Origin of the sequence: Selenomonas bovis DSM 23594 (assembly GCF_000381005.1) — a bacterium.
GTDB lineage: Bacteria > Bacillota > Negativicutes > Selenomonadales > Selenomonadaceae > Selenomonas_C > Selenomonas_C bovis.
The window spans coordinates 1-25,311 of sequence record NZ_KB908385.1 but is presented as its reverse complement, the minus strand read 5'-3'; the positions used below and the strand labels follow the sequence as shown (position 1 = coordinate 25,311).

General features: G+C 60.4%; 22 protein-coding genes. 15 read left to right on the top strand and 7 right to left on the bottom strand.

Annotation, left to right across the window (positions count from 1 at the left end; translation table 11 throughout):
• The first annotated feature begins 139 nt into the window (after positions 1-139).
• Positions 140-592 carry a MarR family winged helix-turn-helix transcriptional regulator gene (locus tag F599_RS0104990; protein ID WP_019542426.1) on the top strand — a complete coding sequence of 151 codons (453 nt, stop codon included), beginning with the start codon at positions 140-142 and terminating at the stop codon, positions 590-592.
• Between the two features lie 79 nt (positions 593-671).
• Here the strand turns inward: F599_RS0104990 and F599_RS0104985 are convergent, their stop codons facing one another.
• The gene (locus F599_RS0104985; RefSeq protein WP_019542425.1) at positions 672-1,229 is read right to left on the bottom strand and encodes a glutathione peroxidase; all 558 of its coding nucleotides are present in this window, start codon (positions 1,227-1,229) and stop codon (positions 672-674) included.
• 22 nt (positions 1,230-1,251) lie between these two features.
• A complete protein-coding gene (locus F599_RS0104980) occupies positions 1,252-1,797 on the bottom strand; it encodes a ferritin family protein (RefSeq protein ID WP_019542424.1) in 546 nt (181 codons plus the stop codon).
• Between the two features lie 687 nt (positions 1,798-2,484).
• Here F599_RS0104980 and F599_RS0104970 point away from each other — a divergent pair.
• Both F599_RS0104970 and F599_RS0104965 read left to right on the top strand, forming a co-directional pair.
• The gene (locus F599_RS0104970; RefSeq protein WP_019542422.1) at positions 2,485-3,420 is read left to right on the top strand and encodes a sugar ABC transporter substrate-binding protein; all 936 of its coding nucleotides are present in this window, start codon (positions 2,485-2,487) and stop codon (positions 3,418-3,420) included.
• Between the two features lie 16 nt (positions 3,421-3,436).
• Positions 3,437-5,143 (top strand): methyl-accepting chemotaxis protein, encoded by a 1,707-nt coding sequence (locus F599_RS0104965; protein ID WP_019542421.1) that lies wholly within the window; start codon positions 3,437-3,439, stop codon positions 5,141-5,143.
• 206 nt (positions 5,144-5,349) lie between these two features.
• Here the strand turns inward: F599_RS0104965 and F599_RS0104960 are convergent, their stop codons facing one another.
• The 3 genes from F599_RS0104960 to F599_RS0104950 all read right to left on the bottom strand — a co-directional run bounded on the left by F599_RS0104960 (position 5,350) and on the right by F599_RS0104950 (position 8,639).
• Positions 5,350-6,534 (bottom strand): MFS transporter, encoded by a 1,185-nt coding sequence (locus F599_RS0104960; protein ID WP_019542420.1) that lies wholly within the window; start codon positions 6,532-6,534, stop codon positions 5,350-5,352.
• Between the two features lie 187 nt (positions 6,535-6,721).
• A complete protein-coding gene (locus F599_RS0104955; RefSeq protein ID WP_019542419.1) occupies positions 6,722-7,285 on the bottom strand; it encodes a flavodoxin family protein in 564 nt (187 codons plus the stop codon).
• Positions 7,286-7,412: 127 nt separating this feature from the next.
• Positions 7,413-8,639, bottom strand: coding sequence for an NAD(P)-dependent oxidoreductase (locus tag F599_RS0104950; protein WP_019542418.1), 1,227 nt, complete (start codon positions 8,637-8,639; stop codon positions 7,413-7,415).
• Positions 8,640-8,787: 148 nt separating this feature from the next.
• On the opposite strand from F599_RS0104950, the gene proC reads away from it, so the two are divergent.
• Positions 8,788-9,570 (top strand): pyrroline-5-carboxylate reductase, encoded by a 783-nt coding sequence (proC, locus tag F599_RS0104945; protein WP_026327830.1) that lies wholly within the window; start codon positions 8,788-8,790, stop codon positions 9,568-9,570.
• Between the two features lie 4 nt (positions 9,571-9,574).
• Here proC and F599_RS0104940 read toward each other — a convergent pair whose 3' ends face one another.
• The gene (locus tag F599_RS0104940) at positions 9,575-9,793 is read right to left on the bottom strand and encodes a cation transporter (RefSeq protein WP_019542416.1); all 219 of its coding nucleotides are present in this window, start codon (positions 9,791-9,793) and stop codon (positions 9,575-9,577) included.
• A 283-nt stretch (positions 9,794-10,076) separates the two neighbouring features.
• On the opposite strand from F599_RS0104940, the gene F599_RS0104935 reads away from it, so the two are divergent.
• The 9 genes from F599_RS0104935 to F599_RS0104895 all read left to right on the top strand — a co-directional run bounded on the left by F599_RS0104935 (position 10,077) and on the right by F599_RS0104895 (position 20,523).
• Complete coding sequence (locus F599_RS0104935; RefSeq protein WP_019542415.1) at positions 10,077-11,456, top strand: amino acid permease; 1,380 nt, start codon at positions 10,077-10,079, stop codon at positions 11,454-11,456.
• Positions 11,457-11,715: 259 nt separating this feature from the next.
• Positions 11,716-12,714 carry a glycoside hydrolase family 130 protein gene (locus F599_RS0104930; protein WP_019542414.1) on the top strand — a complete coding sequence of 333 codons (999 nt, stop codon included), beginning with the start codon at positions 11,716-11,718 and terminating at the stop codon, positions 12,712-12,714.
• 99 nt (positions 12,715-12,813) lie between these two features.
• Positions 12,814-13,854, top strand: a complete 1,041-nt coding sequence (locus F599_RS0104925) for a nucleotidyltransferase family protein (protein ID WP_019542413.1) — start codon at positions 12,814-12,816, stop codon at positions 13,852-13,854.
• 20 nt (positions 13,855-13,874) lie between these two features.
• Positions 13,875-15,086, top strand: a complete 1,212-nt coding sequence (locus tag F599_RS0104920) for a glycosyltransferase family 4 protein (protein ID WP_019542412.1) — start codon at positions 13,875-13,877, stop codon at positions 15,084-15,086.
• A 21-nt stretch (positions 15,087-15,107) separates the two neighbouring features.
• A complete protein-coding gene (locus tag F599_RS14750; RefSeq protein WP_019542411.1) occupies positions 15,108-16,286 on the top strand; it encodes a hypothetical protein in 1,179 nt (392 codons plus the stop codon).
• A 267-nt stretch (positions 16,287-16,553) separates the two neighbouring features.
• Positions 16,554-17,438 (top strand): ROK family protein, encoded by an 885-nt coding sequence (locus F599_RS0104910; protein ID WP_019542410.1) that lies wholly within the window; start codon positions 16,554-16,556, stop codon positions 17,436-17,438.
• A 37-nt stretch (positions 17,439-17,475) separates the two neighbouring features.
• Positions 17,476-18,444 carry a type I phosphomannose isomerase catalytic subunit gene (locus tag F599_RS0104905; protein ID WP_026327828.1) on the top strand — a complete coding sequence of 323 codons (969 nt, stop codon included), beginning with the start codon at positions 17,476-17,478 and terminating at the stop codon, positions 18,442-18,444.
• Between the two features lie 131 nt (positions 18,445-18,575).
• Positions 18,576-19,718, top strand: a complete 1,143-nt coding sequence (locus F599_RS0104900; RefSeq protein WP_019542408.1) for a glycoside hydrolase family 1 protein — start codon at positions 18,576-18,578, stop codon at positions 19,716-19,718.
• Positions 19,719-19,812: 94 nt separating this feature from the next.
• Positions 19,813-20,523, top strand: a complete 711-nt coding sequence (locus tag F599_RS0104895) for a GntR family transcriptional regulator (protein WP_019542407.1) — start codon at positions 19,813-19,815, stop codon at positions 20,521-20,523.
• A 185-nt stretch (positions 20,524-20,708) separates the two neighbouring features.
• Here F599_RS0104895 and F599_RS0104890 read toward each other — a convergent pair whose 3' ends face one another.
• Positions 20,709-21,368: a hypothetical protein gene (locus F599_RS0104890; protein WP_019542406.1), complete on the bottom strand. Its 660-nt coding sequence runs from the start codon at positions 21,366-21,368 to the stop codon at positions 20,709-20,711.
• 314 nt (positions 21,369-21,682) lie between these two features.
• Between F599_RS0104890 and F599_RS0104885 the strand changes: the two genes are divergently transcribed.
• Complete coding sequence (locus F599_RS0104885; RefSeq protein ID WP_019542405.1) at positions 21,683-23,410, top strand: ABC transporter ATP-binding protein/permease; 1,728 nt, start codon at positions 21,683-21,685, stop codon at positions 23,408-23,410.
• 376 nt (positions 23,411-23,786) lie between these two features.
• Positions 23,787-25,118, top strand: a complete 1,332-nt coding sequence (locus F599_RS13635; RefSeq protein ID WP_156021938.1) for a CIA30 family protein — start codon at positions 23,787-23,789, stop codon at positions 25,116-25,118.
• Positions 25,119-25,311 lie beyond the last annotated feature (193 nt).

The window sequence follows — 25,311 nt, the reverse complement described above, 5'->3', positions numbered from 1 at the left end:
CAAAGATAGTTTTATACAATATAATTTTCAGAAATTATCTTTACGGACGTTCCTTATTTTGCTAAAATAAAAGCAGTATAGAATAAAAATAAGAATCCGTATCAGTACTTTCCGCTGATGCGCTGGAAAGGAATCCTCTATGGCAAAAGAAAAAGAAGACCTGCTGCTGCTGGATAAGCAGCTTTGCTTTCCCATCTACGCCTGCGCGCGCAAGATTGTCGCGGCCTATCATCCCTTCCTCAAGGAGGTCGGCCTGACGTATACGCAATATGTGACGATGATGGTCATCTGGGAAAAGAAGACCGTCTCCGTCCACGATCTCGGGCAGCGCCTCTACCTCGACTCCGGCACGCTCACGCCGGTGCTCAAGAAGCTCGAGCAGTTCGGCTATATCGAGCGCCGCCGCAGCACGGAGGATGAGCGCGTCGTCCTCGCCATCCTCACGGAGAAGGGGCAGAAGCTCAAGCAAAAGGCCGCAAGCGTCCCTGAGGAGATGGGCTGCCACCTGGCGGAGTCCGGCGTCGTTCTCACGCCGGAGGAGGTTACGGCGATGAAGGCAGAGCTCTATAAGATTCTCGAGGGGCTTCGCTGAAAGAAGCATAACACAGGGCCGGTGCCACGCACGAAGAGCATGGCACCGGCCCTGTGTTATCACGGTAGGAAGCGGTTCCTTAAGGCGCGGTCTTCAGGCAGGCCGCGACGCCTGCCTCTACCTCGGACATCGCCGTCGTAGGTTCGAAGCGCGCGACGACGTTGCCCTCGCGGTCTACGAGGAACTTCGTGAAGTTCCATTTGATGGAGTCACCTTCGAGGTAGGAGGGGAAGTTCTCCTTGAGGGCTTTCGTGAGCATCTCCGTATAGGGATGCGCGGGATCGAAGCCCTGGAAGCCCTGCTGCTCTGTGAGGTACTGGAAGAGCGGCTGCGCGTTCTCGCCGCGCACATCGCCCTTGGCGAAAATCTGGAAGGTGACGCCGTAGTTCAGGCGGCAGAATTCCTGCACCTGCGCGTTGCTGCCCGGCTCCTGCCCGGCGAACTGGTTGCAGGGGAAGCCGAGGATCTCGAGTCCCTTGTCCTTGTACTTCAGGTAGAGCTTCTGCAGTTCCTTGAACTGCGGCGTGAACCCGCACTTGCTGGCGGTGTTCACGATGACGAGAACCTGGCCGCGGTAGTCAGCGAGGGATTTTTCCTCGCCCTTGTTCGTCTTGACGATGAAATCATAGATGCTCATGAGAGTACCTCCTTATGTTTCCTTATTTCTTTTCTTTGAAAACGCTCTTGGGCTGGCCGCAGATGGGGCAGACGTAGTCGTCCGGCTCCTCGTTGATGTCCCCCTCGTGCTCATAGCCGCAGACGGGGCAGATGTAGGTTTTCTTCGCCTTGGCGGGCTCTGAGAACTGCGGATATTTGTCGAGAATCTCCCGCATCATGACGCCGTGATGTCCCTCCTGGCGCGCGAAGACTTCCATCTCATCGGCTGCCTCCGAAAGACCGGCTGCGCGCATCTTGTCCGCGATGGCCTGGATCTTCGCCTCACCGCAAGTTTCAGCCTTCTCGAGGGCGCGCACGAGGCTCCAGAAGTTCTGAGGGTATTTGCCGATCAGCGTTGCGTAGAAGCCGGCATGCACGGCCTCCTGGTTCGCAGCCTCGATGAAGATGGGCGCGATGTCATCGTAGCCCTGTTCCTTCGCGAGACGCGCCAGCGCGTAGTACATCATCGTGCCGTTGGCCTCGGCCTGCATCATGTTCCGTGCGAGATCCTCGAATTCTGTTCCTTTGGCGATGTTAAAAATGCTCATGATTTTTCCTCCTATATACTCGTATTGCTCTCCTTAAGGAAGCACTGGGAGACGCTGTCTCAGTTCTCCGGCTGGCTGAAGGCGCCTGCGCTGAAATGGATGATGTACTCCTCGGCACCGATGATGATGACGTCTTTCTGGAGGATTGGTTTCTTCATAGCATACATCATTTCTCCTGTCCAGCGCCTTTTGCGCGGTTATCTCAGTAGGATTCGTTTGGCGAACGCGTAGGCGTCCTCGATGTCTGCCGTATTGGGGCGTCCTCTGTGCAGCAGCTTGAACTGGCCGCGGCAGTAGAAATTGTCCTTTTCGACGCGGCCGACTTTCTTTGGCTACTTCATATCGTATGGCTTTATTATATTTGATAAAATAGATTTTGTCAAATATAATTTTGGAAAAATCATCAATGAAAAGATTTTAGGAAGCGCTGATTCAATGAAGTGCCCTGGATTTGCGCGGATGTGCTGTATGCGCGTGAAGACAGGGTACTGAATGAATCAGTGTTTCCTTAATGCAGGAGATAATGCAGGCAGCGTTTTTTATTTTCGTTTGAAGGATTTTGGGAAGTTCGAGCGAATAATACTAAAGAAGAAAGAAATGTCCCGTGGAGAGCCGCAGGCTGTTGGGGAGTCGCGGTTTGTGATGGGGCGATTATATGAAGTGTATGGAATTGAGGGAGTTGTTGGCATGAAAAAATGGAAGACAGTTTTCCTGCTCGTGTGCGCGGGTGTTTTGGCGCTCGCTGCAGCAGGTTGCGGCGGCAGCGGTGGCAATGATGGGAAAACGATTGCTTATGTTGCGCATGACAAGCAGACGGGCTTTACGAGCGTGCTCTACGAGGCGGTCAGGGCCGCGGGAGAAAAGAGCGGTCTTACGATCGACTTTTATGAAGGCAACCAGGATACCAGTGCCCAGATCGACCGGATGAATGAGGTCATCGCAAAGAAGCCGGCGGCCATCATCCTGTTGCCGAACGATGCGGCGGCGCTGACACCGTCAGTCGAGAAGGCGAACAAGGCGGGCATCCCCGTGCTCGTGACGAACCGCGACATCGCGGGCGGCAAGACGGCGCAGGTGCACTCAGACGAGCGGCAGGCGGGGCGCCTGCAGGGCGAGTATATGGCGAAGCACCTCAAGCAGGGCGCGAAGATCGTCTATTTCTTTGGCGACACCACGTTGGTGGCGGCACATGAGCGCTGGGAGGGCTTCAAGGAGGCTTGCCTTGACAAGCGCCCGGATATCGAGCTGCTCGCCTCTACGGATGCCGCCTGGAGCAAGACGGAGGCCATGAAAGACATGACGCTCTGGCTCAGTGTTTTCCCACAGATTGACGCGATCATTGCAGGCAATGACGACATGGCGCTTGGCGGACTCGCTGCAATGAAGGGGGCGGGCCGCTATCGCAGCGATATCCTCATTTCAGGTGTCGATGCGAGCGACGATGCGGTGAAGTCTGTCGCTGCCGGTGAAATGACGCAGACCATCAAGCAGGATGCGGATGCGTCGGCAGTCGTCATCGTAGACCTCTTGCAGAAGATGTTGCAGGGCGGCCAGGTGACGGATGACGAAAAGGTGCCGTTCATCGAGATCACGAAGGCGAATGTCGCCCAGTTCGTGAAGTGAGCAGGAGGTGTGTCTGTTGAAGAATCTCAGTGTCAGGATCAAGGTTCTGCTGCTCGCCGCTATCATGCTCGTCATCACCTGCATCGTGGCCGCGGTCGGCATTTTCTCCAATCATCAGTCGAAACAGGCGGTTGATGATATGTATCACTACAATCTCATGACGACGCAGTATCTCAATGATGCGACGACGCAGATGAGATATATCGAGAGCGATATCAACTATCTCTTGCTTGCGACGTATCCGCAGGAGAATCGGAAAATCCTCCTGGATGACATGACGGGAAAGACGAAAGCCATCCAAGCGGATATGGATAAGATCAAGGACATTGACCGCAGCGAGCGCGCGCAGAAAGCGCTTGAGGGCATCGCGGAGAGCAGCGACGCGTTCCTCGCGGGCATCCAGGCGTCGGAGGGACTCGGCACATCTCCGGAGGACAAGGCAAAGCTGCTGCAGAACCTTGAAAAGGCGAAAGCCATCAACGCGGGTCTCTCTGAGCTTACGCCGGATAACGTACAGCAGGGCAAGCAGCTCTTCGAGGCGAGCAATGTCGTCTATGACCGCACAATCAAGATTTTCCTCGCAATCCTTCTCGCAGGCCTCGTCATCGGCGTGGTCGTAGCGCGGGTGATCGCGCGCGGCATCGCCGGGCCGCTTGGCGAATCGGTCGATTTGTTGGACGCTGTGGCGGACGGCGACCTCACGCGCGAGGTGTCGCAGGAGCTCGCGGAGCGCCGCGACGAGATCGGCACGATGATCGCCGCGCTCGACAAGATGCAGCGGTCCCTGCGCTCCTTCCTGCATGATGTGCGCACGGAGGCGGAGCGGAGCGCCGCGATGGTCGAGGAGGTCCAGGGCCTCGTCGGCGAGCTCAACGACGGCGCGCAGGATATGTCCGCCGCGACGGAGGAGATGGCGGCAGGCATGGAGGAGACGGCGGCCTCGACCTCGAACCTCCAGCACCTCTCCGACACCGTGAGCCAGAGCATCCTCGCCTCGGCGGAGGACGCGAAGAAGAGCGAGAGCTACACGAACGAGGTCGCCGCGCGCGCGAACGAGCTCAAGAAGAAGATGGACGCGGCACAGGCGAGCGCCCAGGGCGTTTATAACTCCACGAAATCGTCAGTCGAGCAGGCCATTGAGGCGGCGAAGGTCGTCGACCACATCGAGGCGCTCACGAACGACATCACGGAGATCGCCGAGCAGACGAACCTGCTCGCGCTCAACGCAGCCATCGAGGCGGCGCGCGCGGGCGAGGCGGGCCGCGGCTTCTCCGTTGTTGCCGAAGAGGTGCGCAAGCTCGCTGAGCAGAGCCAGCAGACGGCGGAGAAGATCCAGTCGCTCACGGGCCGCGTGACCGGCTCGGTGCAGGATCTCTCCCAGGGCGCGTTCGGCCTCCTGCAGTTCATGGAACAGAACGTGAGCAAGGACTACGAGCTCATCAACAAGACCGCGGACCAGTACCGCGATGATGCCGACTACCTGCGCGATTTCGCGCGCAAGAGCAACGCCTCGTCGCAGGAGCTCGCAGACGACGTCGCGACAATGAACAACGCCATGGGCGAGATCGCCAAGGCGACGCAGGAAGAGGCGACAGGCAACACGACCGTCGCCGAGAAAGTCACGCAGGTCGCGGAAAAGGCGAATGCTATCCTCGCGAAGGTTCACGCCTCGCAGGAGGGCGCCGACAAGCTCAAGGCGCAGGTCGAGCGGTTCAAAGTGTAAGCGCATAGCCAGAGAAGGGCGGGCAAGTTCTCGCGGGAGAGAGACGCCTTGGGATGTCTGGCAGAAAGAGCCGCCTCTTGGCAGGATTCCCCATGGGAAACCTCCAGGAGGCGGCTCTTCTGTTATGTCATTAGTGCTATCCCCGTAGGGAACGGAAAAAGGAGTCTTGCGCTTGTGCAGGACTCCTTTTTGTTGTTCCGATGGCATTACCGGGCGGATGCTTTTGGGTGGCGATGTCGCTGCCAAAGCCAGTAGCAGGCGGCGGTCAGAAGGATGACGAGCGTGCAGACCGTGCCGTACATGAACGCGTAGCCGAACCGGGCGGCGACGCCGCCGAGCAGCAGGGCCGCGAGGCCGACGCTGATGTCGAGCGACCAGAAATAAGTCGCCGTTGCCACGCCGGCGCGCGCGGGCGGCGCGCTCTCCACAGCGAGTGTCTGGAACGCGGGCGAGAGCGCGCCGAAGCCGCAGCCGAGCAGCGCGGCCGCGGCGAGCAGGAGGGCGAGCCCGCTCACCTGGCTGAAGAGCAGCATGCCGAGCGCGAAGACGGCGAAGCCCGGATAGACGGTGGCGTCCGGCCCCTTCTGGTCGAAGCGGCGGCCGATGAGGGGACGTGTGAGGATGATGATGAGGGCGAATACGACGAAGAAGAGGCTCGTCTCCTGCTGCAGGCCGAGGCCCTTCGCGTAGAGCGGGATGAACGTGAGGATGCCGCCGTAGGCGAAGAAGACGAGGCCGCCGAGCAGCGAGGGCGCGAGGGAGCGCGGCTCGATGAAATCCGTCAGCGAGAAGCCACGCTTCCGCTGAGGCGCGGGCGCTGTGACCGCGCGCGGCAGACGGCGCGCGCCCGCCGCGAGCAGTGTGAGCGCCGCGAGCCCCGTGAGGAAGAGGAAGAGCGCGCGGCTGCCGAGGTGGTCGATGATGAGCAGGCCGACGAGCGGACCCGCGACCATCGCGAGATTCGTCGAGAGCGCGAAATAGCCGATGCCCTCGCCCTTGCGCGCGGGCGGCAGCACGAGGGCAGCCATCGCCGCGGCCGCCGTCGTCGCGAGCGCGAAGATGCAGCCGTGCAGCAGGCGCAAAGCGTAGATGGCGCCGAGCGCGTGCGCGAAACAGAATGCGAGCATGATGAGCAGGAAAGCGAGTGACGCGAGCAGCAGGAGGCGCTGTTTCTGCACGGCATCGATGAGCTTGCCCGCGAGCGGGCGGCAGGTGACGGCGCCCGCTTGGAACGCGGTCATCGCCATGCCAGCCTCGACCTCGCCGCCGCCGAGCGTCTCCATGATGAAGATGGGGAGCGCGGCGACCATGATATATTGCGACATGAAAAGCAGCAGATTGCTGCCGCTCATGCCGATGAATTCCGGTGTCCAGAGTTTCTCTTCCTGCATAGGATCATCCTTTCTGCGGTGCTGCTTGGGCGGCACCCTTATAACCATACGAAAGGCAGCGGGGCTGCGGCAAAGATGATGTGCCGCAGCTCCGCTGCTTGTTTTGCTTTCATTTCCATAGGAATCGCTATGAATCAGCCGTTCCTATCGCCGACCGTTTCGTGGCAGCCGTCTGCTGCCGCTGCTTTCAGCGAATGAAATTCGTGAAGACCTTCTTTTCGGCAGCGGGCGGCTCGATGCCGGCCTTCTTCCCAGCCTCGAGGCACTGGAGCACCCAGGCCATGTTCTCGCCGAGCGTGCGCATGATCTGGACGCCTTCTTCGTCGCGGCGCACATCGTCGGGGGTGCTGCCGTGCACCATCGGCCAGTAGTTTGCGTTCACGCCGACCATCTGATGGTAGGCGACGTATTTATTGAGCACGTCGAGCGTAGCCGTCGTGCCCGCGCGGCGTGCTGATGTCACGCAGGCGCCCGCCTTGTGCGCGAGCAGCGCGCCTGCCTTGCCGGCGAGGCGGTCGAGGAAATAGAGCATCTCGCCGGACGGCGAGGCCCAGTAGACGGGCGAGCCGAAGACGACGCCGTCCGCCGTCTTGAGCTTCTCCGCGACCTCGCTCACGGCATCATCCGTGGGGAGCGCGTGGATGATCTCCGTATCGATGCCGTGTTTTCCAAGCGCCTCGGCGACGATGGAAAGCGCCGTATATGTGCAGCCTTTTTCGCGGCGGCTGCCGTTCAAGAGTAAAACCTTCATGGGAAAACCTCCTTTGTCACTATGATATGCCATGAAAATTATAGTTTGCCAAGGACATTTACTGTAAGGACGATGCACAATGTCCGCGAGGTGGACTTTGTGCCTGTAGCTTTGCAGAGAAGCGCGGTCAGCCCTGGCGCTTTGCGGTCAGGTAGCGGTCCATCGCCTCGGCGACGAGCTTGGAGTTCTTGACCGTCTGGATGACGTTCCAGGGGCCGAGCACGACGTCGCCGCCGGAGAAGACGCCCGCGCGGCTCGTCTCACCGTTGCCGTGGACGGCGATGAGCCCCTTGTCGTTGAGGTCGAGGCCTGTCGTCGTGTTGACGATCTTGCTTTTCGTCGTCTGGCTCGCGGCGATGATGGTCGTGTCGGCGGGGTAGAGGGCGGGCTCGCCCTCGCTCGTGACGTGTCCCTCCTCGTCGAATGTGCGCTCGCGGAAGAGCGGCCCGTCTGGCGTGAGCTCCGCGACGCCGAGGCCGTACTCGATCTCGACACCGTCGGCGAGCGTGTAGTCGATCTCGCGCTGGCTCGCGCGCGCCTTCTGCCCGCGGCAGTAGATGGTCACATGCTGGCTACCCATGCGCACGGCTGTGCGCGCGACATCCATCGCGGAGTTGCCCGCGCCGATGACGGCCACGCGGTCGCCGAGCTCGTAGACCTCAGGGTTTTGCAGGTAGTCGACGGCGTAGGCGACGTTGCCGAGGCTCTCGCCCTTGACATTGAGCCGGCGCGCCTTCCAGGCGCCGGAGCCGATGAAGACCGCGTCGAAGCCGTCCGCGAAGAGGTCGTCGAGGTGGAGCGCCTCGCCAATCGTCGTGTTCGGGCGGATCTGGATGCCGAGCGCCTGCAGTTTCGTCTGGTAGCGCTCGAGGATGGACTTCGGCAGGCGGAACTCCGGGATGCCGTAGCGCATCATGCCGCCGATCTTGTCCTTGCGCTCGAAGATCGTGATGTCGTAGCCCTGCTGCGCGAGGCGCACGGCGACGGTGATGCCCGCGGGGCCCGAGCCGATGACGGCGACCTGCTGGCGTTTCGCTGGCTCGCGCTCGAGCACGGCCCAGTCGAGATAGGCGTCGGAGATGTAGTGCTCGATGCTCGAGATCTGTACGGGGCTTCCCTTGCGGCCCTGGATGCAGTGGCCCTCGCACTGTGCCTCGTGATCGCAGACGAGGGAGCAGACGACGCTCATCGGATTGTTCGCGAAGAGCATCGCGCCCGCCTCGCGGCTCTTGCCCGCGAGGAACAGGCGGATCATCTCAGGGATGTTGGTCTGCGCGGGGCAGCCCGCGAGGCGGCAAAGCGGTTTCTTGCATTGCAGGCAGCGGCGCGCCTCGTTGATAACATGTACAGCCATAGTACGTCCTTTCTTTTCAGATTACATGTGCGGATTTCTAGCTTTCATATTACTAATACCTGCTCCTAAAGTCAACTGAAAAAGTTTCGCTTTCCAACCGCTGTATATTATAGTAGAATATAGATAAAATTTGTGCAGGAGGTACATCATGGAGAGACTAGGATTCATTGGCATGGGAAATATGGCGCAGGCGCTTGCGCTTGGCTTTATCCGCTCGGGCAGCATCGCGAAGGAGAATGTGTTCGCCTATGCCCCGCATCAGGACAAGCTCAAAAAAAATGCGGCCACCATCGGCTTTACGCCGCTGGGGTCGCTTGCGGAGCTCGCGGGTGCCTGCGATACGCTCGTCATGGCGTGCAAGCCGTATCAGATCGAGGCGGTCGTCGCCGAGCTCGGTGAGAAGCTCGCAGGCAAGGCGCTGCTCTCCATCGCCGCGGGCTGGGACTACGCGCGCTACCAGGCGGTGCTGCCCGCGAGCACGCGCGTGCAGTTCATCATGCCGAACACGCCTGCGATGGTGGCGGAGGGCGTGCTGCTCTTCGAGGAGACGAACTCGCTCACAGCGGAGGAGCACGCGGCGGCCGTCCGCCTCTTCGCCTCCGTCGGCCTCGTGCAGGAGCTGCCGTCCTCGCTCATGGGCATCGGCGGCACGGTCACGGGCTGCGGCCCGGCGTTCGTTGACCTCTTTCTCGAGGCTTACGGCGACGCGGCGGTCAAGTACGGCATGAAGCGCAGCGACGCCTACCGCCTCATCAGCCAGATGGTGCTCGGCTCGGCGAAGCTCCAGCTCCAGACGGGCCTGCATCCGGGCGTGCTCAAGGACAATGTCTGCTCGCCCGCGGGCACGACGATCCGTGGCGTCGCCGCGCTTGAGCGCGAGGGCTTCCGGAGTGCCTGCATCCGTTCAGTGGACGCGATTATGGAGAAATGAGATACTAGAAATCAATGGCGCAGTCCGGCTCGATGTCGCGGCAGGCGGCGAGCACGCGCGGCATGACATCGGCGGGTGCGGCGCCGTCCTCGAACTCCACCTTCATCTTCAGCAGCATGAAATTCACGGAGGCGTCTTTGACGCCTTCTATTTTTTTCGCGGCGTCCTCCATACGGCTCGCGCAGTTGGTGCAGTCGACTTCGATCTTGTACGATTTCTTCATGGGGCATCATCCTTTCCTATATATGAACAATCATTCATACGACGCTTTCATTATAGCGAAAGGTGCGTCGTTTGGCAATGAAAATTTCTCATGTTCACGCGTGTTTTTTTCGTAGACAGGGGTATCGTTCCGTGGTATTCTTTAGAAGACATCAGGAAAGAATCTGACTGGGCGATCTGCGTCGCTTCCTGAAATGCCTGATGTACGAAAAGAGCGCTGTCCAGGTGTGCGGGAGATCCGCTGGCGAATCGGTGCAGCGCGGGAAGGTTGTGTTACAAGCGCCATGAATGAAAACAAGATGAACAGGGGGCTCAAGAACCGTCACTTGCAGCTCATCTCCCTCGGAGGTGTCATCGGCAGCGGTTATTTCCTCGGTACGGGCTATGTCCTCGAGAAGGCCGGCCCGGCCTCGATCCTCGCCTATCTGCTCGGCGGCGTCATCGTGCTCTGCGTCATGCTCTGTCTCGCGGAGCTCGCGGTGGAGAAGCCCGTCTCGGGTTCTTTCGTCATGTATGCCAAGGAGAACATTTCCTCTACTTGGGCCTGCGGCGTCGGCTGGGCCTACTGGATCACCTGGGTGGCCTATGTGCCGTCGGAGATGATTGCCGCGGGCATCATCATGAGCAATTTCGTGCCGGCCGTCAGTCAGCTCTGGTGGGCGGTGCTCTTCGGTCTGCTCGTGACCGTCATCAACCTGTTCCATGTGGACAAGTTCGGTGAGAGCGAGTTCTGGCTCGCCCTGTTCAAGATCGTGGCGCTTGTCGCGTTCAGCGTCGTGGCGGGGCTCATCTGCCTCGGCCTCATCGGCGATCAGGGCTACATCGGCACGCGCGTGCTGCTCGGCAGCGGCGGTTTTGCGCCGAACGGCTACTGGTCCATCGTCCTCACGATGGTCATCATCCTCGTGAACTTCCAGGGCACGGAGATCATCGGGCTCGCGGCGGGCGAGTGCAAGAACCCGGAGAAGAGCATCCCCATCGCCGTGCGCAACGTGACGTGGCGCATCATCGCGCTCTACATCATCCCGATTTCGCTGCTCATCTCCATCCTGCCCTGGGATCAGGCGGGACTCGATGAGAGCGTCTTCGCAGCGGCGCTCGCAAACTACGGCATGACAGGGCTTGCCTCGTTCTTTGCCTTCGTCATCCTCACGGCGGCGATTTCCTGCTCGAACTCCGGACTTTACGGCGCGGCGCGCGCGATGTATTCGCTCGCGCGTCTCGACATGGCGCCGCATTTCCTCGGCGAGATCAACAAGAACGGCATGCCGTCCAAGGCCATCCTGCTCTCGATCTGCACCTGCTGGGCCGTCATCCTGCTCTACAGCGTCGATCCCGATTCCGCCGTCTACACGTATCTGCTCGCCGTCTCGGGATTTACAGGCGCGATCGCCTGGATCTCCATCTGCTGGAGTCAGTACCGCCGCCGCCGCCTGCTCATGAAGACGGGCGCGGACGCGGCGCTGAAGTTCCGCACGCCGCTCTTCCCCTATGTGACGCTCTTCGGCATCTGGGCGCAGGTGTTCTGCCTCGTGGTCATGGCGTTTACGCCTGATCTGCGCGACGCGCTGCTGGCCGGCGTGCCGATGCTCGTTCTGCCCATGTGCTGGTACCGTCTGCGCGCCCTGCGGCGCAAGGCGCTCGCCGCACACGCGGCGCACTGAGACGGGGCGTTTCCACAGTTATTAGCCATTACGGCCGTTCCACGAACGCTGGTTCGTGGGGCGGCCTTTTTATTGCAAGGACGGGCGCACAATGTCCACGAAGTGGCGTTTTGTGCCTGTAGCTTCGTGTGGGGAAAGCGCGCTTTCTGGGGTGTGAGAAAATGATTGACTATTCGCCTTATTGACATTTTGACTATAAGCGGTATAATAAAAATATACTATAAAATAAAACTATGAATATAGAAGAGGAGTGAGCGCTATGTCCAAGCGTTTTCAGACGAAGCTGGCTGGGGATGGCCAGCGGCAGTACGATGAGTTGTTCCGCCGCTATGAGGACAACCCGATTCTTTCTTCGCATGATTGGCCGTACCCGGTCAATACGGTGTTCAATCCGGCAGCGACGCTCTATGACGGCAAGGTGCTCCTGCTCGCGCGCGTCGAGGACCGGCGCGGCATGTCGCACCTGACGAAGGCCGTGAGCGCCGACGGCTGCCGCAACTGGAAGATTGATGAGGAGCCGACGCTCGAGGCGGATCCGGAGCATTTCCCCGAGGATAAATGGGGCATCGAGGATCCGCGCATCACCTATCTGCCGGAGCTTGCGGAGTACGCTGTGACGTTCACCTCGTACTCAGGCGGCGGGCCGCTCGTATCGCTCGCGCTCACGAAGGACTTCCATCATTTCAAGCGGCTCGGACCGGTCACGACGCCGGATGACAAGGACGCGGCGCTGTTCCCGCGGCGCATCGACGGGAAATGGTGGCTCATCCATCGCCCGGTCAGTCCGATGACGGACGGCACGGGCTGTCATATCTGGGTGTCGAAGTCGCCGGATATGCATTACTGGGGCGAGCCGGAGCCGCTGCTGCTCGCGCGCAAGGGCGGCTGGTGGGACGCGAACAAGATCGGCCTCGCTGCGCCGCCGCTCGAGACGCCGGAGGGCTGGCTGCTGCTCTACCACGGCGTGCGCACGACGTGCGCGGGCGCGATCTACCGCCTCGGACTCGCGCTGCTCGACCACGCGGATCCGATGAAGGTGTTGCGGCGCAGCGACGAGTGGATCTTCGGCCCGCGCGAGGAGTACGAGCGCAAGGGCGATGTGGCGGATGTTGTGTTCCCCTGCGGCTGGGTCTACGACAAGGCGACGGATGAGATCAAGATGTACTACGGCGGCGCCGATACCTGCATCGCGCTCGCGGTCACGACGCGCAGGGCGCTGCTCGACTATCTGAAGACCTGCCCGGTGCCGGAGGCATGAGCAGACGACGCCCGAAAGTCCGGACGCCGCGCGGCGAAACGGTAACATGGCAACATGGCGGGGCGGCGGCTCCGCTGCGATGAAGAGGAGGAGATTTCGATGAAAGCATTGTTTTTGGCTGGCGGCATGGGGACGCGGCTGCGCGAGATGACGAAACAGCTGCCGAAGCCGATGATCCCGATTTTCAGCAAGCCGCTTCTGGCGCGCAATATCGCGCGCCTCAAGGAGTTCGGCGTCGACGAGGTCGTCCTGAGCACCTGCTATATGCCGGATAAGATACGCGATTATTTCGGCGACGGCAGCGGCCTCGGCATCAAGATCGACTATGTGCACGAGGAGACGCCGCTCGGTACGGGCGGCGCGATCCGCAACGCGGCGGCGAAGTTCGACGACACATTCCTCGTCTTCAACGGCGACATCGTGAGCGGCATCGACCTCGGCCGCATGCTTTCGTTCCACAAGGCGCACCGGGCGGAGGTGACGATCGCGGCGACGTACGTGGAGGATCCATCGGCCTACGGCGTCATCGAGTACGACGCGCAGAGGATGATCCGCGCGTTCAAGGAAAAGCCGCAGCCGGGCGAGACGGACTCACACCTCATCAACGCGGGCATCTATCTGTTCGAGCCGTCTGTGCTCGCGCATATCCCCACGGGGCGTCCTGTCTCCGTCGAGCGCGAGACGTATCCGGCGCTGCTCGCCGCGGGCTGCCGCATGGCGGTCTACCATGAAGAGGCGTATTGGCGCGATCTCGGCACGCCGCGCGACTACCTCGCGTTCACCAGCGACCTGCTCGACGAGGAACTGCCGGTCTTCGGCGGGCTCTCGAAGATGTTCTACGGCGTATGCAAGGGCGCGGTCACGAGTCCTGAGGCGACCATCATCGCGCCGTCGTATATCGCGCCGGGCGCTGTCGTCAAGGCACATGCCGTCGTCGGGCCGTATGCCGTCGTCGAGGAGGGCGCGGTCATCGGTGAGGGCGCGGAAGTCGATCACGCGATCCTCTGGCCGGGCGCGCGGCTCGCGCCGGAGACGAAGGCGCGCGATGCCATCGTCGTCGCTGACGCGTCCATCCCCGCGGGAGAGTACGCGCACGCCATCCTCACGGGCAAGCCGGAGGATGAGGAGCAGGCAGGCTGAGAAGGAAAGAGGAGAGCATTATGAAGGATAGGAAACATCATAGCATACAGGAAGAGGAAACAGCAGCTGAGGACGACCTGCGGCTGGTATTCCTCAGCACATATCCGCCGCGTGCCTGCGGCATCGCGACGTTCACGCAGGATCTCGTGCGCGAGCTCGAGAAGGTGCCGGACATCGCCGCGCCCTCAGTCGTGGCGATGGAACGGGAGCCGCTGCAGTACGGGCTGCGCGTGCGCTTCACCATCCGCGAACAGGAGCGCGCGGACTATGTGCGCGCGGCACAGCGCCTCAACAAGAGCAAAGCGGATGTCGTCGTCATCGAGCATGAGTATGGCATCTATGGCGGCGCGGACGGCGAGTATATCCTCGATTTCGCGCGCGCCCTCGAGAAGCCGCTCGTGACGACGCTTCATACGGTGTTGCCCGAGCCGTCGGCGAACCAGCGCCGCATCCTCACGGAGCTCGGCCGCCTGAGCAGCCGCATCGTGACGATGGCGGCGCGCAGCAAGGAACTCCTCGAGACCGTCTATGGCATCGGCGGGGAGCGCATCGAGGTCATTCCGCACGGCGTGCCGCTGTTGAAGCCGTCGGCAGCAAAACAGGCGCTCAAGGAGCGCTGTGGCCTCGCGGGCCGCAGCGTCATGAGCACGTTCGGCCTCCTGAGCGCGGGCAAGGGCATCGAGTACGGCATCGAGGCGACGGCGCAGGTGGCGAAGCGTCATCCGGAGCTCTGCTACCTCGTGCTCGGCAAGACGCACCCGAATGTCGTCGCGCAGGAGGGCGAGCGTTACCGCGAGCGGCTCGAGGCGCTCGTCCACGAGTATGGCATCGAGCGGAATGTCCGCTTCGTCAACCGCTACCTCACGAAACAGGAGATCGTCGACTACCTCGCGCTCTCAGACATCTATCTCACGCCGTACCTCGGCAAGGATCAGGCGGTGAGCGGCACGCTCGCCTACGCCGCAGGCTCCGGAAAGGCCATCGTCTCGACGCCTTACCGCTATGCGGAAGAGATGCTCGCGGACGGGCGCGGTCTCCTCGCGGCGTTCCGCGATGCCGGCTCGATCGCCGCGGCGGTCGAGCGCATCCTCGACCATCCGCAGGAGGCGCGGCGGATGGAGGAAAAGATGCGCGCGCTCGGCCGCGGCATGTTCTGGGATCAGGTCGCGCGTCATTATGAGCAGATGTTCCGCGCCGTCCTGCCGGCGGTGCAGGCGCGCGCTGTCGGCTGAGCGGCAGGGAGGGAGGATACCATGAGACAGACGGACGCAGCGAGCGGCGTCTACCGCGCGGACGCGCTGCTCGCCCTCACAGATGACACGGGCCTCATCCAGCATAGCAAATACAGCCTGCCGGATCCGCAGCACGGCTACTCGGCCGACGACAACGCGCGGGCGCTGCTGCTCGCGGCGGAGCTCTACGCGCGGCGAAAGGAAAGGCGCTACCTTGACGCGGCGGCTCGCTATGCGCGCTTCCTGCGCTACGCGCAGCTGCCAGACGGGCGGTTCCATAATTTCCTCGGCTATGACAGGCATTGGCTCGACGCGGTCGGCTCAGAGGATACGCTCGGCCGCTGTGTCTGGGGACTCGGCGCGGCGAGCGCGGTTCCAGCGCTGCCCGCGGGGCTGCGCGCGGCCCTGCTCGCGATGCTGCGGGTGGCGCTGCCGCAGGCGGGGCGGCTGCACTTCGTCAAGGCGCAGGCGTATGCGCTGCTCGGCGCGGCGACGCTCGCGCTCGCGCGTCCTGGACGCGGCCAGGCGACCCGCGCGGCGGAGCGCCGCCTCGCCGCGGGCGACGCGGTGCGTGAGGAGGCGCTCGCCCGTCTCGTGCGCCAGCTCACGGAGCATCTGCTCGCCGCCTGGGAGGCGGAGCGCGACGGTGACTGGCAGTGGTTCGAGCCGCAGATCACCTACAGCAACGCACTCGTTCCCTGGGCACTCTTGCTCGCGAGCCGCCTGCCGGAGGAGGTTCGAAGGATGAGGAAGGAGGGCGGCGGAGCACAGACGACTGCCTGGGCGGATCTGGCAGATGATGCGGCATGCACACTCGCCGCGAAAGCGCGCAGAGCAGCCGTGCGCGCCCTCGACTTCCTTGCGGCGCATACCATGCGCGACGGCATCTTCGTTCCCGTCGGCTGCCAGGGATGGTGGCCGAAAGGCGCGGCGGAGGGCGCACTCTACGACCAGCAGCCCCTCGAGGCCTATGAGATGATCGCCGCCTGCCGCACGGCGGAGAACCTGCTGCACGAGGACAAGTACCGCCGCTTCGAGGATGCGGCGTTCTCCTGGTATACGGGGCGCAACCTCGCGGGCGTTCCTCTCATCGACGAGGAGACGGGCGGCTGCTTCGACGGGCTCACGCCGGACGGGCCGAACGCCAACCTCGGCGCGGAGAGCCAGATTGCCTGGGGACTTGCCTGCATGTTGCCTTAAGGAACCACTGATTAATTCGGCACTCCGCCTTCACGCGTCTGCACTGTCCTCTCGTCGCCCTGCCATCCTCAGCGTAGCTTCGGCTACGCCTGCGGTTTGTCTCCTAGAGAGATACAGCGCATCCAAGTAAATCCGGAGCACTTCATTTAATCAGCGGTTCCTTGAGCGTTGCGCAGATGGAAAATCCTTGCGAAACAATCTTGAAATGTATATAATGGTAGAGGCTATATATGAAAAAGATATATTTTTTGAAAGAGAGCTGATACCATGGCCATACTGAGTTTCGACATCGGTGGCAGCAGCGTGAAATACGCTGTGATCGAGAAAACGGGCAAGATTCTCGCCAAGGGCAAGAAAACGACGCCGCAGGAGAAGGAGGCGTTCTTCCGCTTGATCGAAAACGTCGCGGCGTCTTATCAGAGGGCTTATACGATCGAGGGAGCTGGGTTCAGCTTCTCCGGTGCGGTGGATGATGTCTCTGGCGTCATCGGCGGCTCGAGTGCGCTTCCCTATATCCATGATTTCCCAATCCGTCAGGAACTGGAACGCCGCCTCTCCCTGTCGGCGGCTCTGGAAAATGACGCGAACTGCGCGGCACTCGGCGAGTCGTGGCTCGGCGTCGGCAAGGAACACGAGGATCTTGTCTTCCTCGTCATCGGCACGGGCATCGGCGGTGCCGTCGTCAAGGGGAAGCGCATCCATCACGGCAAGCACCTGCACGGCGGTGAGTTCGGCTACATGGTCTCTGACGCCTCGCACCGCATCCTTAGCGATATGGGGTCTACCCGCATTCTCGCGGAGCGCGTCGCTGACGCCAAGGGGCTTCCGCGCGAGGAGATGGACGGGCGCAAGGCATTCGCACTCGCCGATGCGGGGGATGCGGACGCGCTGCAGGCCGTATCGGCGATGTATGAGGCCCTCGCCATGGCGATCTACAATCTCCAGTATGCCATCGACCCGGAGATTTTCGTACTCGGCGGCGCGGTGAGCGAGCGTCCCGGCTTTGCGGAGGAGATCGGGAAGCGCGTCGATGTCATCTTGAAGGATGTTGGTGTGGCGCGCATCCGCCCCATCATCAGGCCGGCGCAGTTCGGCAACGACGCGAACCTGCTCGGCGCCGTGCGCGCGCTGCTCAACAAGCAAGACCGCTGATATAACGCAGGATATTGTATCGAAAGGACGGATCATCATGCTATACCCCATGAAACTCATCGCACCGCTCAAGGACTATATCTGGGGAGGTACGCGGCTCAAGGAAGAGTACGGCAAGAAGACGGATCTCGACAAGGTCTCTGAGAGCTGGGAGCTCGCCTGCCACAAGGACGGCAAGAGCATCATCGCCAACGGCGAGGCCGCGGGACAGACGCTCGAGGACTGGCTCGCGAAGCAGGGGAAGGAAGTTCTCGGCAAGCATGTCGAGAACTTCCCCTATTTCCCGCTGCTCATCAAGCTCATCGACGCGAAGGATAACCTCTCTGTGCAGGTGCACCCGGACAACGACTACGCGCAGCGCGTCGAGGGGGAGTACGGCAAGACGGAGATGTGGTACATCGTCGACTGCGAGCCGGGCGCGAGCCTGCTTTACGGCTTCAAGAAGAAGATCACGAAAAAGGAATTCGAGCGCCGCATCAAGGAGAACACGCTCCTCGATGTCGTGAACCGCGTCCCCGTGCACAAGGGCGACGTATTCTTCATCGACAGCGGCACGCTCCATGCCATCGGCAAGGGCATCCTCATCTGCGAGATCCAGCAGAACTCCAACACGACGTACCGCATCTACGACTACGGCCGCGTCGGCAAGGACGGCAAGCCGCGCGAGCTCCATGTGCAGAAAGCGCTCGACGTGACGAAGCTCGAGTCGCCCAAGGCGCATCCGACGCTCGCCTGCGACATCGATATCTTCGCGGGGGCGAAGGCGCGCCTGCTCGCTTCCTGCGAGTATTTCACGACGTACCATATCACCGTCGACGGCAAGAGTGCGCTCTTCTGCGGCGACGACAGTTTCCAGAGCTTCACCGTCCTCGACGGCAGTCTCGTCATCAAGGATGAGGCGGATCACAAGGTAGAGCTCACCAAGGGCGAGACGGTCTTCCTCCCGGCAGGACTTGGCCGCTACAAGCTCAAGGGCCAGGCGGAGATCATCCTCAGCAAGCTTTGAGATATTACAAACATCGGCATGACAGCGCTGTCGTGCCGATGTTTTTGTGGAAATTTGTAAGCAGCTGCTCTTCGATGCCTATGTGTGCACGCCGAGGGAAGCGGTGATAGGTGATATAAAAATTTTAAAATTTGTCATATCATTTTATTGACAAAGTAGAACTCGACGGCGTGCGGTTCTACAACGCCGTCATCGATGAGTTCCTCAAGCAGGGCATCCGCCCTATCCTGAACCTCCATCACTTCGATCTGCCCGTCGAGCTCTATGAAAAATACGGCGGCTGGGAGTCCAAGCACGTCGTCGACCTCTTCACCATCTTCGCGAAGCGCTGCTTCGAGCTCTTCGGCGATCGCGTCAAGGACTGGGTCACGTTCAACGAGCCGATGGTCGTCGTCGAGGGCGAGTATCTCTACGAGTTCCATTATCCGAAGCTCGTTGACGGGAAGAAAGCCTGCCAGGTGCTCTACAACCTCAACCTCGCCTCGGCGAAAGCCATCGAGGTATTCCATGCGTCCGACTGCGCGAAGCTCGGCGGCCGCATCGGCATCGTGCTGAACCTCACGCCAGCCTACCCTCGTTCCGACGCGCCGGAGGACGTCGCCGCGGCGAAGTTCGCGGAGGATTACAAGAATAATTCCTTCCTCGATCCGGCTGTGCACGGCACGTTCACCGAGAATCTCGTCAAGGTGCTCGCGGAGGACGGCGTGCTCTGGGAGTCGACGCCGGAGGAACTTGAAATCATCAAGAACCATACGGTCGACTTCCTCGGCATCAACTACTATCAGCCGTTCCGCGCGAAGGCGCGCGAAACGCCGTTCGACGCGAGCTGCGGCTGGCTGCCGGAGAAGCATTTTGAAAGCTACGAGATGCCGGGCCGCCGTATGAACCCGTATCGCGGCTGGGAGATCTATCCGAAGGCCATCTACGATATCGCCATCAACGTGCGCGATCGTCTCGGCAACATCCCCTGGTACATTTCCGAGAACGGCATGGGCGTCGAGGGAGAGGAGAAATACCGCAACGCCGACGGCTTCATCGAGGACGACTACCGCATCGACTTCATCAAGGAACATCTCGAATGGCTACACAAGGGCATCGCGGAGGGATCGAACTGCTTCGGCTATCATCTCTGGACGCCGATTGATTGCTGGTCCTGGTCGAACGCTTACAAGAACCGCTACGGCTTCATCGCGCTCGACCTCAAAACACAGGAAAAAACCATTAAAAAATCAGGCTATTGGATCCGCGATGTCATTGCGAATCATGGATTTTGAACATCTTTTCCTGAATCATAAGAACTGACAATAGTATTTTATCGAAATTCCGTGTATAATAATATCGACATTGATTCAGGAAGAAGGTTCGTACATGCTAAAATACGAGGCAATCGCATCAGATCTGCGCAAGCAGATCACGGATGGCGTTTTTGTACCTGGGCAACAACTGGCCCTCGAGAAAGAGATGTGCACTCAGTACAATGTGAGCCGCATCACCATCAAGCGTGCCGTCGACGAGCTCGTCAAGGAAGGGCTCGTGGTCAAGCGCCGGGGCTCTGGGACATTCGTAAAATCCCTTGAGGATGAGGATGTCAAAGAACTCAGTATGGCCAATCAGTTCAACGGCTTTGCGGCGACCTTCAAAGGGCGCAAGGTCGGAACAAAAGTCCTGCGCTTTGACATCGTTCACCCGGAGGAGGAGGTCGCGGCGAAGTTGCAGATGAGTGTCGATGATTTTATCTATGACATCGTGCGTGTACGTTCACTGGATGATGAACCAATCGTTGTCGAGTATACGCAGATGCCCATCCAGCTCATCCCGGGCATCAAGCGGCAGGTGCTCGAGCATTCCATTTACGGTTATATCGAGGAAGATCTGAAGCTCAAGATCCAGTCGGCGCACCGCACGGTGCGCGCGGTTATGCCGACGGATGAGGAGAAGCAGGAACTCGATATCAAGGGGATCCTGCCCCTTCTAGAGGTGACGCAGGTCGCCTTTCTCGATGACGGTCGTCCGTTCGAGTTCTCCATCGCACGTCATCGCGGCGATCGGAATGTATTCCGTTCCGTAAGCATCCGCTGACGTGTGGGTGAGGCTCACATGGATAAAAAACTGCTTCCCTTTTTGGGAGGCAGCTTTTTCTATGTAAATCCCCAAGAGCGCAAGCCGCAGGCGCAGCGTGATTGGCTGGAAATCCTCTAAGGGCGGGCGCACAATGTCCACAAAGTGGACGTTGGTGCATGTAGCTTTGTGACTTTCTCAGGTCGTCAGGCATCGCTTCCCTCGCCCTCCGGCAGGGAAAGGAGCTGTTGGATCTCTTTGATCTCGCCCGCAGTGAACAATCCGACGGGGGACTCTTTCTCCATGACGGTTTGGAGGGCGCGGCTCTGTTCCTCCTGGTCGTCGGAGGGGAGGAAGCGCGGCTCGCTCGCGGCGCGCGTGAGTGTGATGGCATTCTGCTGGGCGGCGGCATAGGCCTTCGTCTTCTCGAAAACGGCCGTGGCGAGGTCGTAGCAGGCATCGTGCAGCGCGAGTGGCGGTGCGTCGTTCGCGATGGCAGCCGTCAGCGCCTTTTCTTCCTCTTCGAGCTGCTTGAGCCGCACATGGGCCGTCTGGATGCTGATGTTGTCTTCCTTGAATTCTTCGAGAATCTGATGATACCAGCGCCAGTTGTGGTCGAGCTGTTTGAGATTCTTCTGGTATGTTCCGTACCAGACAGCGAAAATCTGCTGCTGCTGCTGGATATCGTAGCGCTGCTCCTCACTGAGCTCGGCCGCAGGCTGCGTCCCCGGCCAACAAGTATAGGTGATGAGACCGGCGAGGGCGAGCGTGAGACAGAAGCACGCGAAAGCGCACCGGTTCGGGAGATAGCGGTAGAGGAGCACGAGGAGTGCGAGGAGCAAAAGGGCGAAAAGATAGACGAGCATGAGTTCCCTCCTAGATGGCGATGTGTTTTCTCTAGTATTCTAGCACCGGCAGGCCGCGGCGTAAAGGAGCGGGCGGTTCTCCTGCTTGAGGAACCACTGATTAATTCAGCACTCCCTCTTCACGCGTCTGCACTGTCCTCTCGTTGTCGACAAACCGCAGGCGTAGCTTTGGCTACGCCTGCAGTTTGTCTCCTAGAGAGATACAGCGCATCCACGTAAATCCGGAGCACTTCATTTAATCAGCAGTTCCTTGAAGGACGGTAAGGAAAAGCATATAATATAAGGAAATTGTTTCCTGGGAGGTTGAGCTCTTCATGAAGAAAAATTTTGCCAGAGCGTTCTGGCATCTATTCCGCGGCTATTGGAGCTCGGAACATAAATGGCGCGCGCGCGGGCTGCTCGCGTTCGTCATCGGCTTGAATTTCGCGTCGGTCTATCTGCTCGTGCGCATCAACAGCTGGTACAATGAGTTTTACAACGCGCTGCAGGCGTACCAGGCAGGGAGTTTCTGGCCGCTCGTCGGAGAGTTCACAGCACTCGCATTCCTCTACATCATCATCGCAGTCTACGCTATCTATCTGCGGCAGATGCTGCAGATCAAGTGGCGGACTTGGATGACGGAGCGGTATCTTTCCGGTTGGATGAAGCATCAGGTTTATTACCGCCTGCAGGTGCTCGGCAGTGACACGGATAACCCCGATCAGCGAATCAGCGAGGATATCAACCAGTTCGTCACGCTGACGCTGCAGCTCCTGCTCGGCTTCCTCAAGCAGCTCACGACGCTCGCGGCGTTCGGCGTCGTGCTCTGGAATCTCTCGGGGGCGCTCACGGTGCCCATCGGCAGCCATGAGTTCACGATCTACGGCTATATGTTCTGGTTCTCGTTCCTCTATTCCGTCGCGGGCACGTTCTGCGCGCATCTCGTGGGACGGCGGCTCATCGGTCTGAATTTCGACCAGCAGCGTTTCGAGGCGGATTTCCGTTTCAACATGATGCGCGTGCGCGAGAACAGCGAGAGCGTTGCGTTCTACCGCGGCGAGCCAGCAGAGGATGTCGGCTTCAAGGAGCGCTTCGCGCGCGTGATTCAGAACTACTGGCTGCTCATGCGCCGGACGAAGCTCCTGAACTTCTATGTGAACGGCTACGGTCAGCTCGCAATCATCGTGCCGCTCGTACTCGCCGCACCGCGCTATTTCGGCGGCGCGATGCAGCTCGGCGGGCTCATGCAGACCGTGAGCGCGTTCGGGCGCGTGCAGGATGCGCTTTCCTACTTCGTCGATTCCTACGATACCATCGCGCAGCTCGCCGCGGTCATCCGCCGTCTCGCGAGCTTCACGGAGCACATGGAACGGGCGCAGTCGCTTACGGACGGTGTCGCGCGCGAACGCGGCGGCAAGGATGCGCTCGCGCTCAGCGGGCTCGATGTCGCATTGCCGGATGGACGGCGCCTCATGCGCGACTGCACGCTCACGCTGCCCGCGGGCAGCCGCGTGCTCGTGACGGGCGCCTCGGGCAGCGGCAAGAGCACGCTGCTGCGGACGCTCGCTGGTATCTGGCCCTACGGCAGCGGCCGCGTGACGCTGCCCGCGGGCAGCCGCATCCTCTTCCTGCCGCAGCGCCCGTATCTGCCGCTCGGTACGCTGCGGCAGGCGCTCGCCTATCCGCAGACGGCAGCGGCGGCGGGCAGCCAGCAGGCGATGGAGGCCGCGCTGCACGACGTCGGGCTCGGACAGCTTGCGAGCCGCCTCGACCAGACGGACGACTGGAGTCGCATCCTCTCCCTCGGCGAGCAGCAGCGCCTCGCGTTCGCGCGCGTCCTGCTCGTGAAGCCGCAGTGGGTCTTCCTCGACGAGGCCACCTCGGCGCTCGACGAGCCGCGCGAGCAGGAGATGTACGACCTCCTGCGCGAGCGCCTGCCGGGACTTAGTATCGTCAGCGTCGGCCACCGATCCACACTCTTCGCGCAGCACGACGAGGAGCTCCATCTCGCGGGCGACGGCAGCTGGGATGTGCGCGCCATTGCGGCGGTGGCAGACGCCTGAAAACGGATCTTGAAGCCCGGCCTATATAGCATGCCTGCGCTGAGTAACTGAGAATAGCAGAGCAACTGGGAATAGATCAACCGACACCTCCACGGAGAGCCAGGAAACGCCTGGTGTCTTCGTGGAGGTGTTTTTGCGTGCAGGGCGCAAACCTTTGCAAGCTTGCGGGTGAAGAGAGTATACTTTCAGAACAGACACTCGTCTGCAGGCAACGCGGGAAGAAAATAGCGGATGGCGTCAAATACATGGCAAGGGCGCGATCGACAAGCTCGCCGCGGAGTTCGCTGAGGAACTCAACAATCTCGGCGTGAGAGTTGCAAATCTTGAGAAAAATGCCGACAATGTGCATTGGTCGGGTTCCTTCACGCAGAAGTATATGAATAACAATATTGGCAGGGGCGTTGGCAGCACGGGATCAACTGCTTGGTGGGAGAAAGAGCTCTGGCTCGGCCTCGATGCCAAAGTGAACGACCAGGGCTGGGGCGTACACTCCGGTATTGATACGAAATGGGGTACGAGCAAAGGCTTCAATGAAGAAGAGCCCTTGGAAGGTGATGCTGGCGACCAGTATGGAGGGAATAGTGACAATAAGCACGATGTGACATTCTCGCTCTATACGCTGAATGCTTCCGGACCGATTTTCAAAGGCGCAGACCTGACTTTCGGCCTTTTCCAGCCTGGCCTGCAGAATGGCTACATCTCCAACGCTCGTACGAAGGGTGCGAAGCTTTCCTATCACAATGGCAAGACGCAGTTCCATGTCTATGGCGGCCGCGTCTATGGGAAGTATGGCGATCTTGCGAGCACGTGGAGTGCATTCCGCCGCGGCGGTGCAGAACTGAATGGCGGTGCTGATTCCGCAACTGGACATGGCCTGGCACTCGATAATTGGGGCACGTCCATTGAGTATCGATCTGATGGGCGCACGTCGGCAGGCATCGGCTACTATGCACTGAAGCATTCGGATGCTTATGAGAACGGCGATACACTCGGTATCGTGGGCGTGAACTTCTCGCGCAAACTTCTCCCGAATCTCGATCTCTCCGGTTTTTATTCCCATGGCAACAAGCACTATCAGAACAAGGCCTACGACATCCGCCTGACGTACAACGGCAGTGAGTGGGGCCAGAAGCCTTGGGGCGCATGGTTCGGCTATCGCTATCTCGGATCTGATGCGCAGATTATGTCTGGCATTGACAATGCAGCCGAGCATCCGGGAATCAAGGGTTTTGATTTCGAGAGCTATTACGGCGACGGCAGCCTGCTGAAAGGCGCGTACTCGACGAACTGCGGCGCTGGCTGCGCGGCGGAGCCGCTGCTCTCGGAGCGCTGTGAAAACGGCGAGGCGGGACTCGACTTCCACTACACGATTAACAAGGGCGGCTACGCGGGCGTCATCAAGAGCCTCAAGGGTGTCAACTGGTCGGACTACAATGCCATTCAGTTCTGGATCACGCCGGACGGCAAGGGACAGAAGCTCATCATCCAGACGAACAGCAACGGCGAGGACTTCGAGGTCGATCTCACAGAGCTCGCGAAGAAAACGGAGCCGCAGCTCGTGACGCTGCCGTTCAGCCAGTTCAAGGGCAAGAACGGCGGGGCGTTCGACAAATCCGTCGTGCAGCATTTCGCAGTCTACTGCAACGCAATCGGCGATGCGCCTGTGGATTCGCACATGTATTTCGATGATATCCATGCGGTGAAGTAACCTGCTGCCCGCCATGATTCGGCAGGCGTTTCTTTCCGCAGGGCGGTTCCTGGAGGCCATACCATAAGCGAAGGGGGCTGTCTCACGAAAGCATTTTCGTGCGGATAGCCCCGTTTTCTTTGACCTCAATCACGGTCATCTGACACTGGCGATAATCATGGCATAAAAAACAGTACAAGAAACAGGCGGTCAC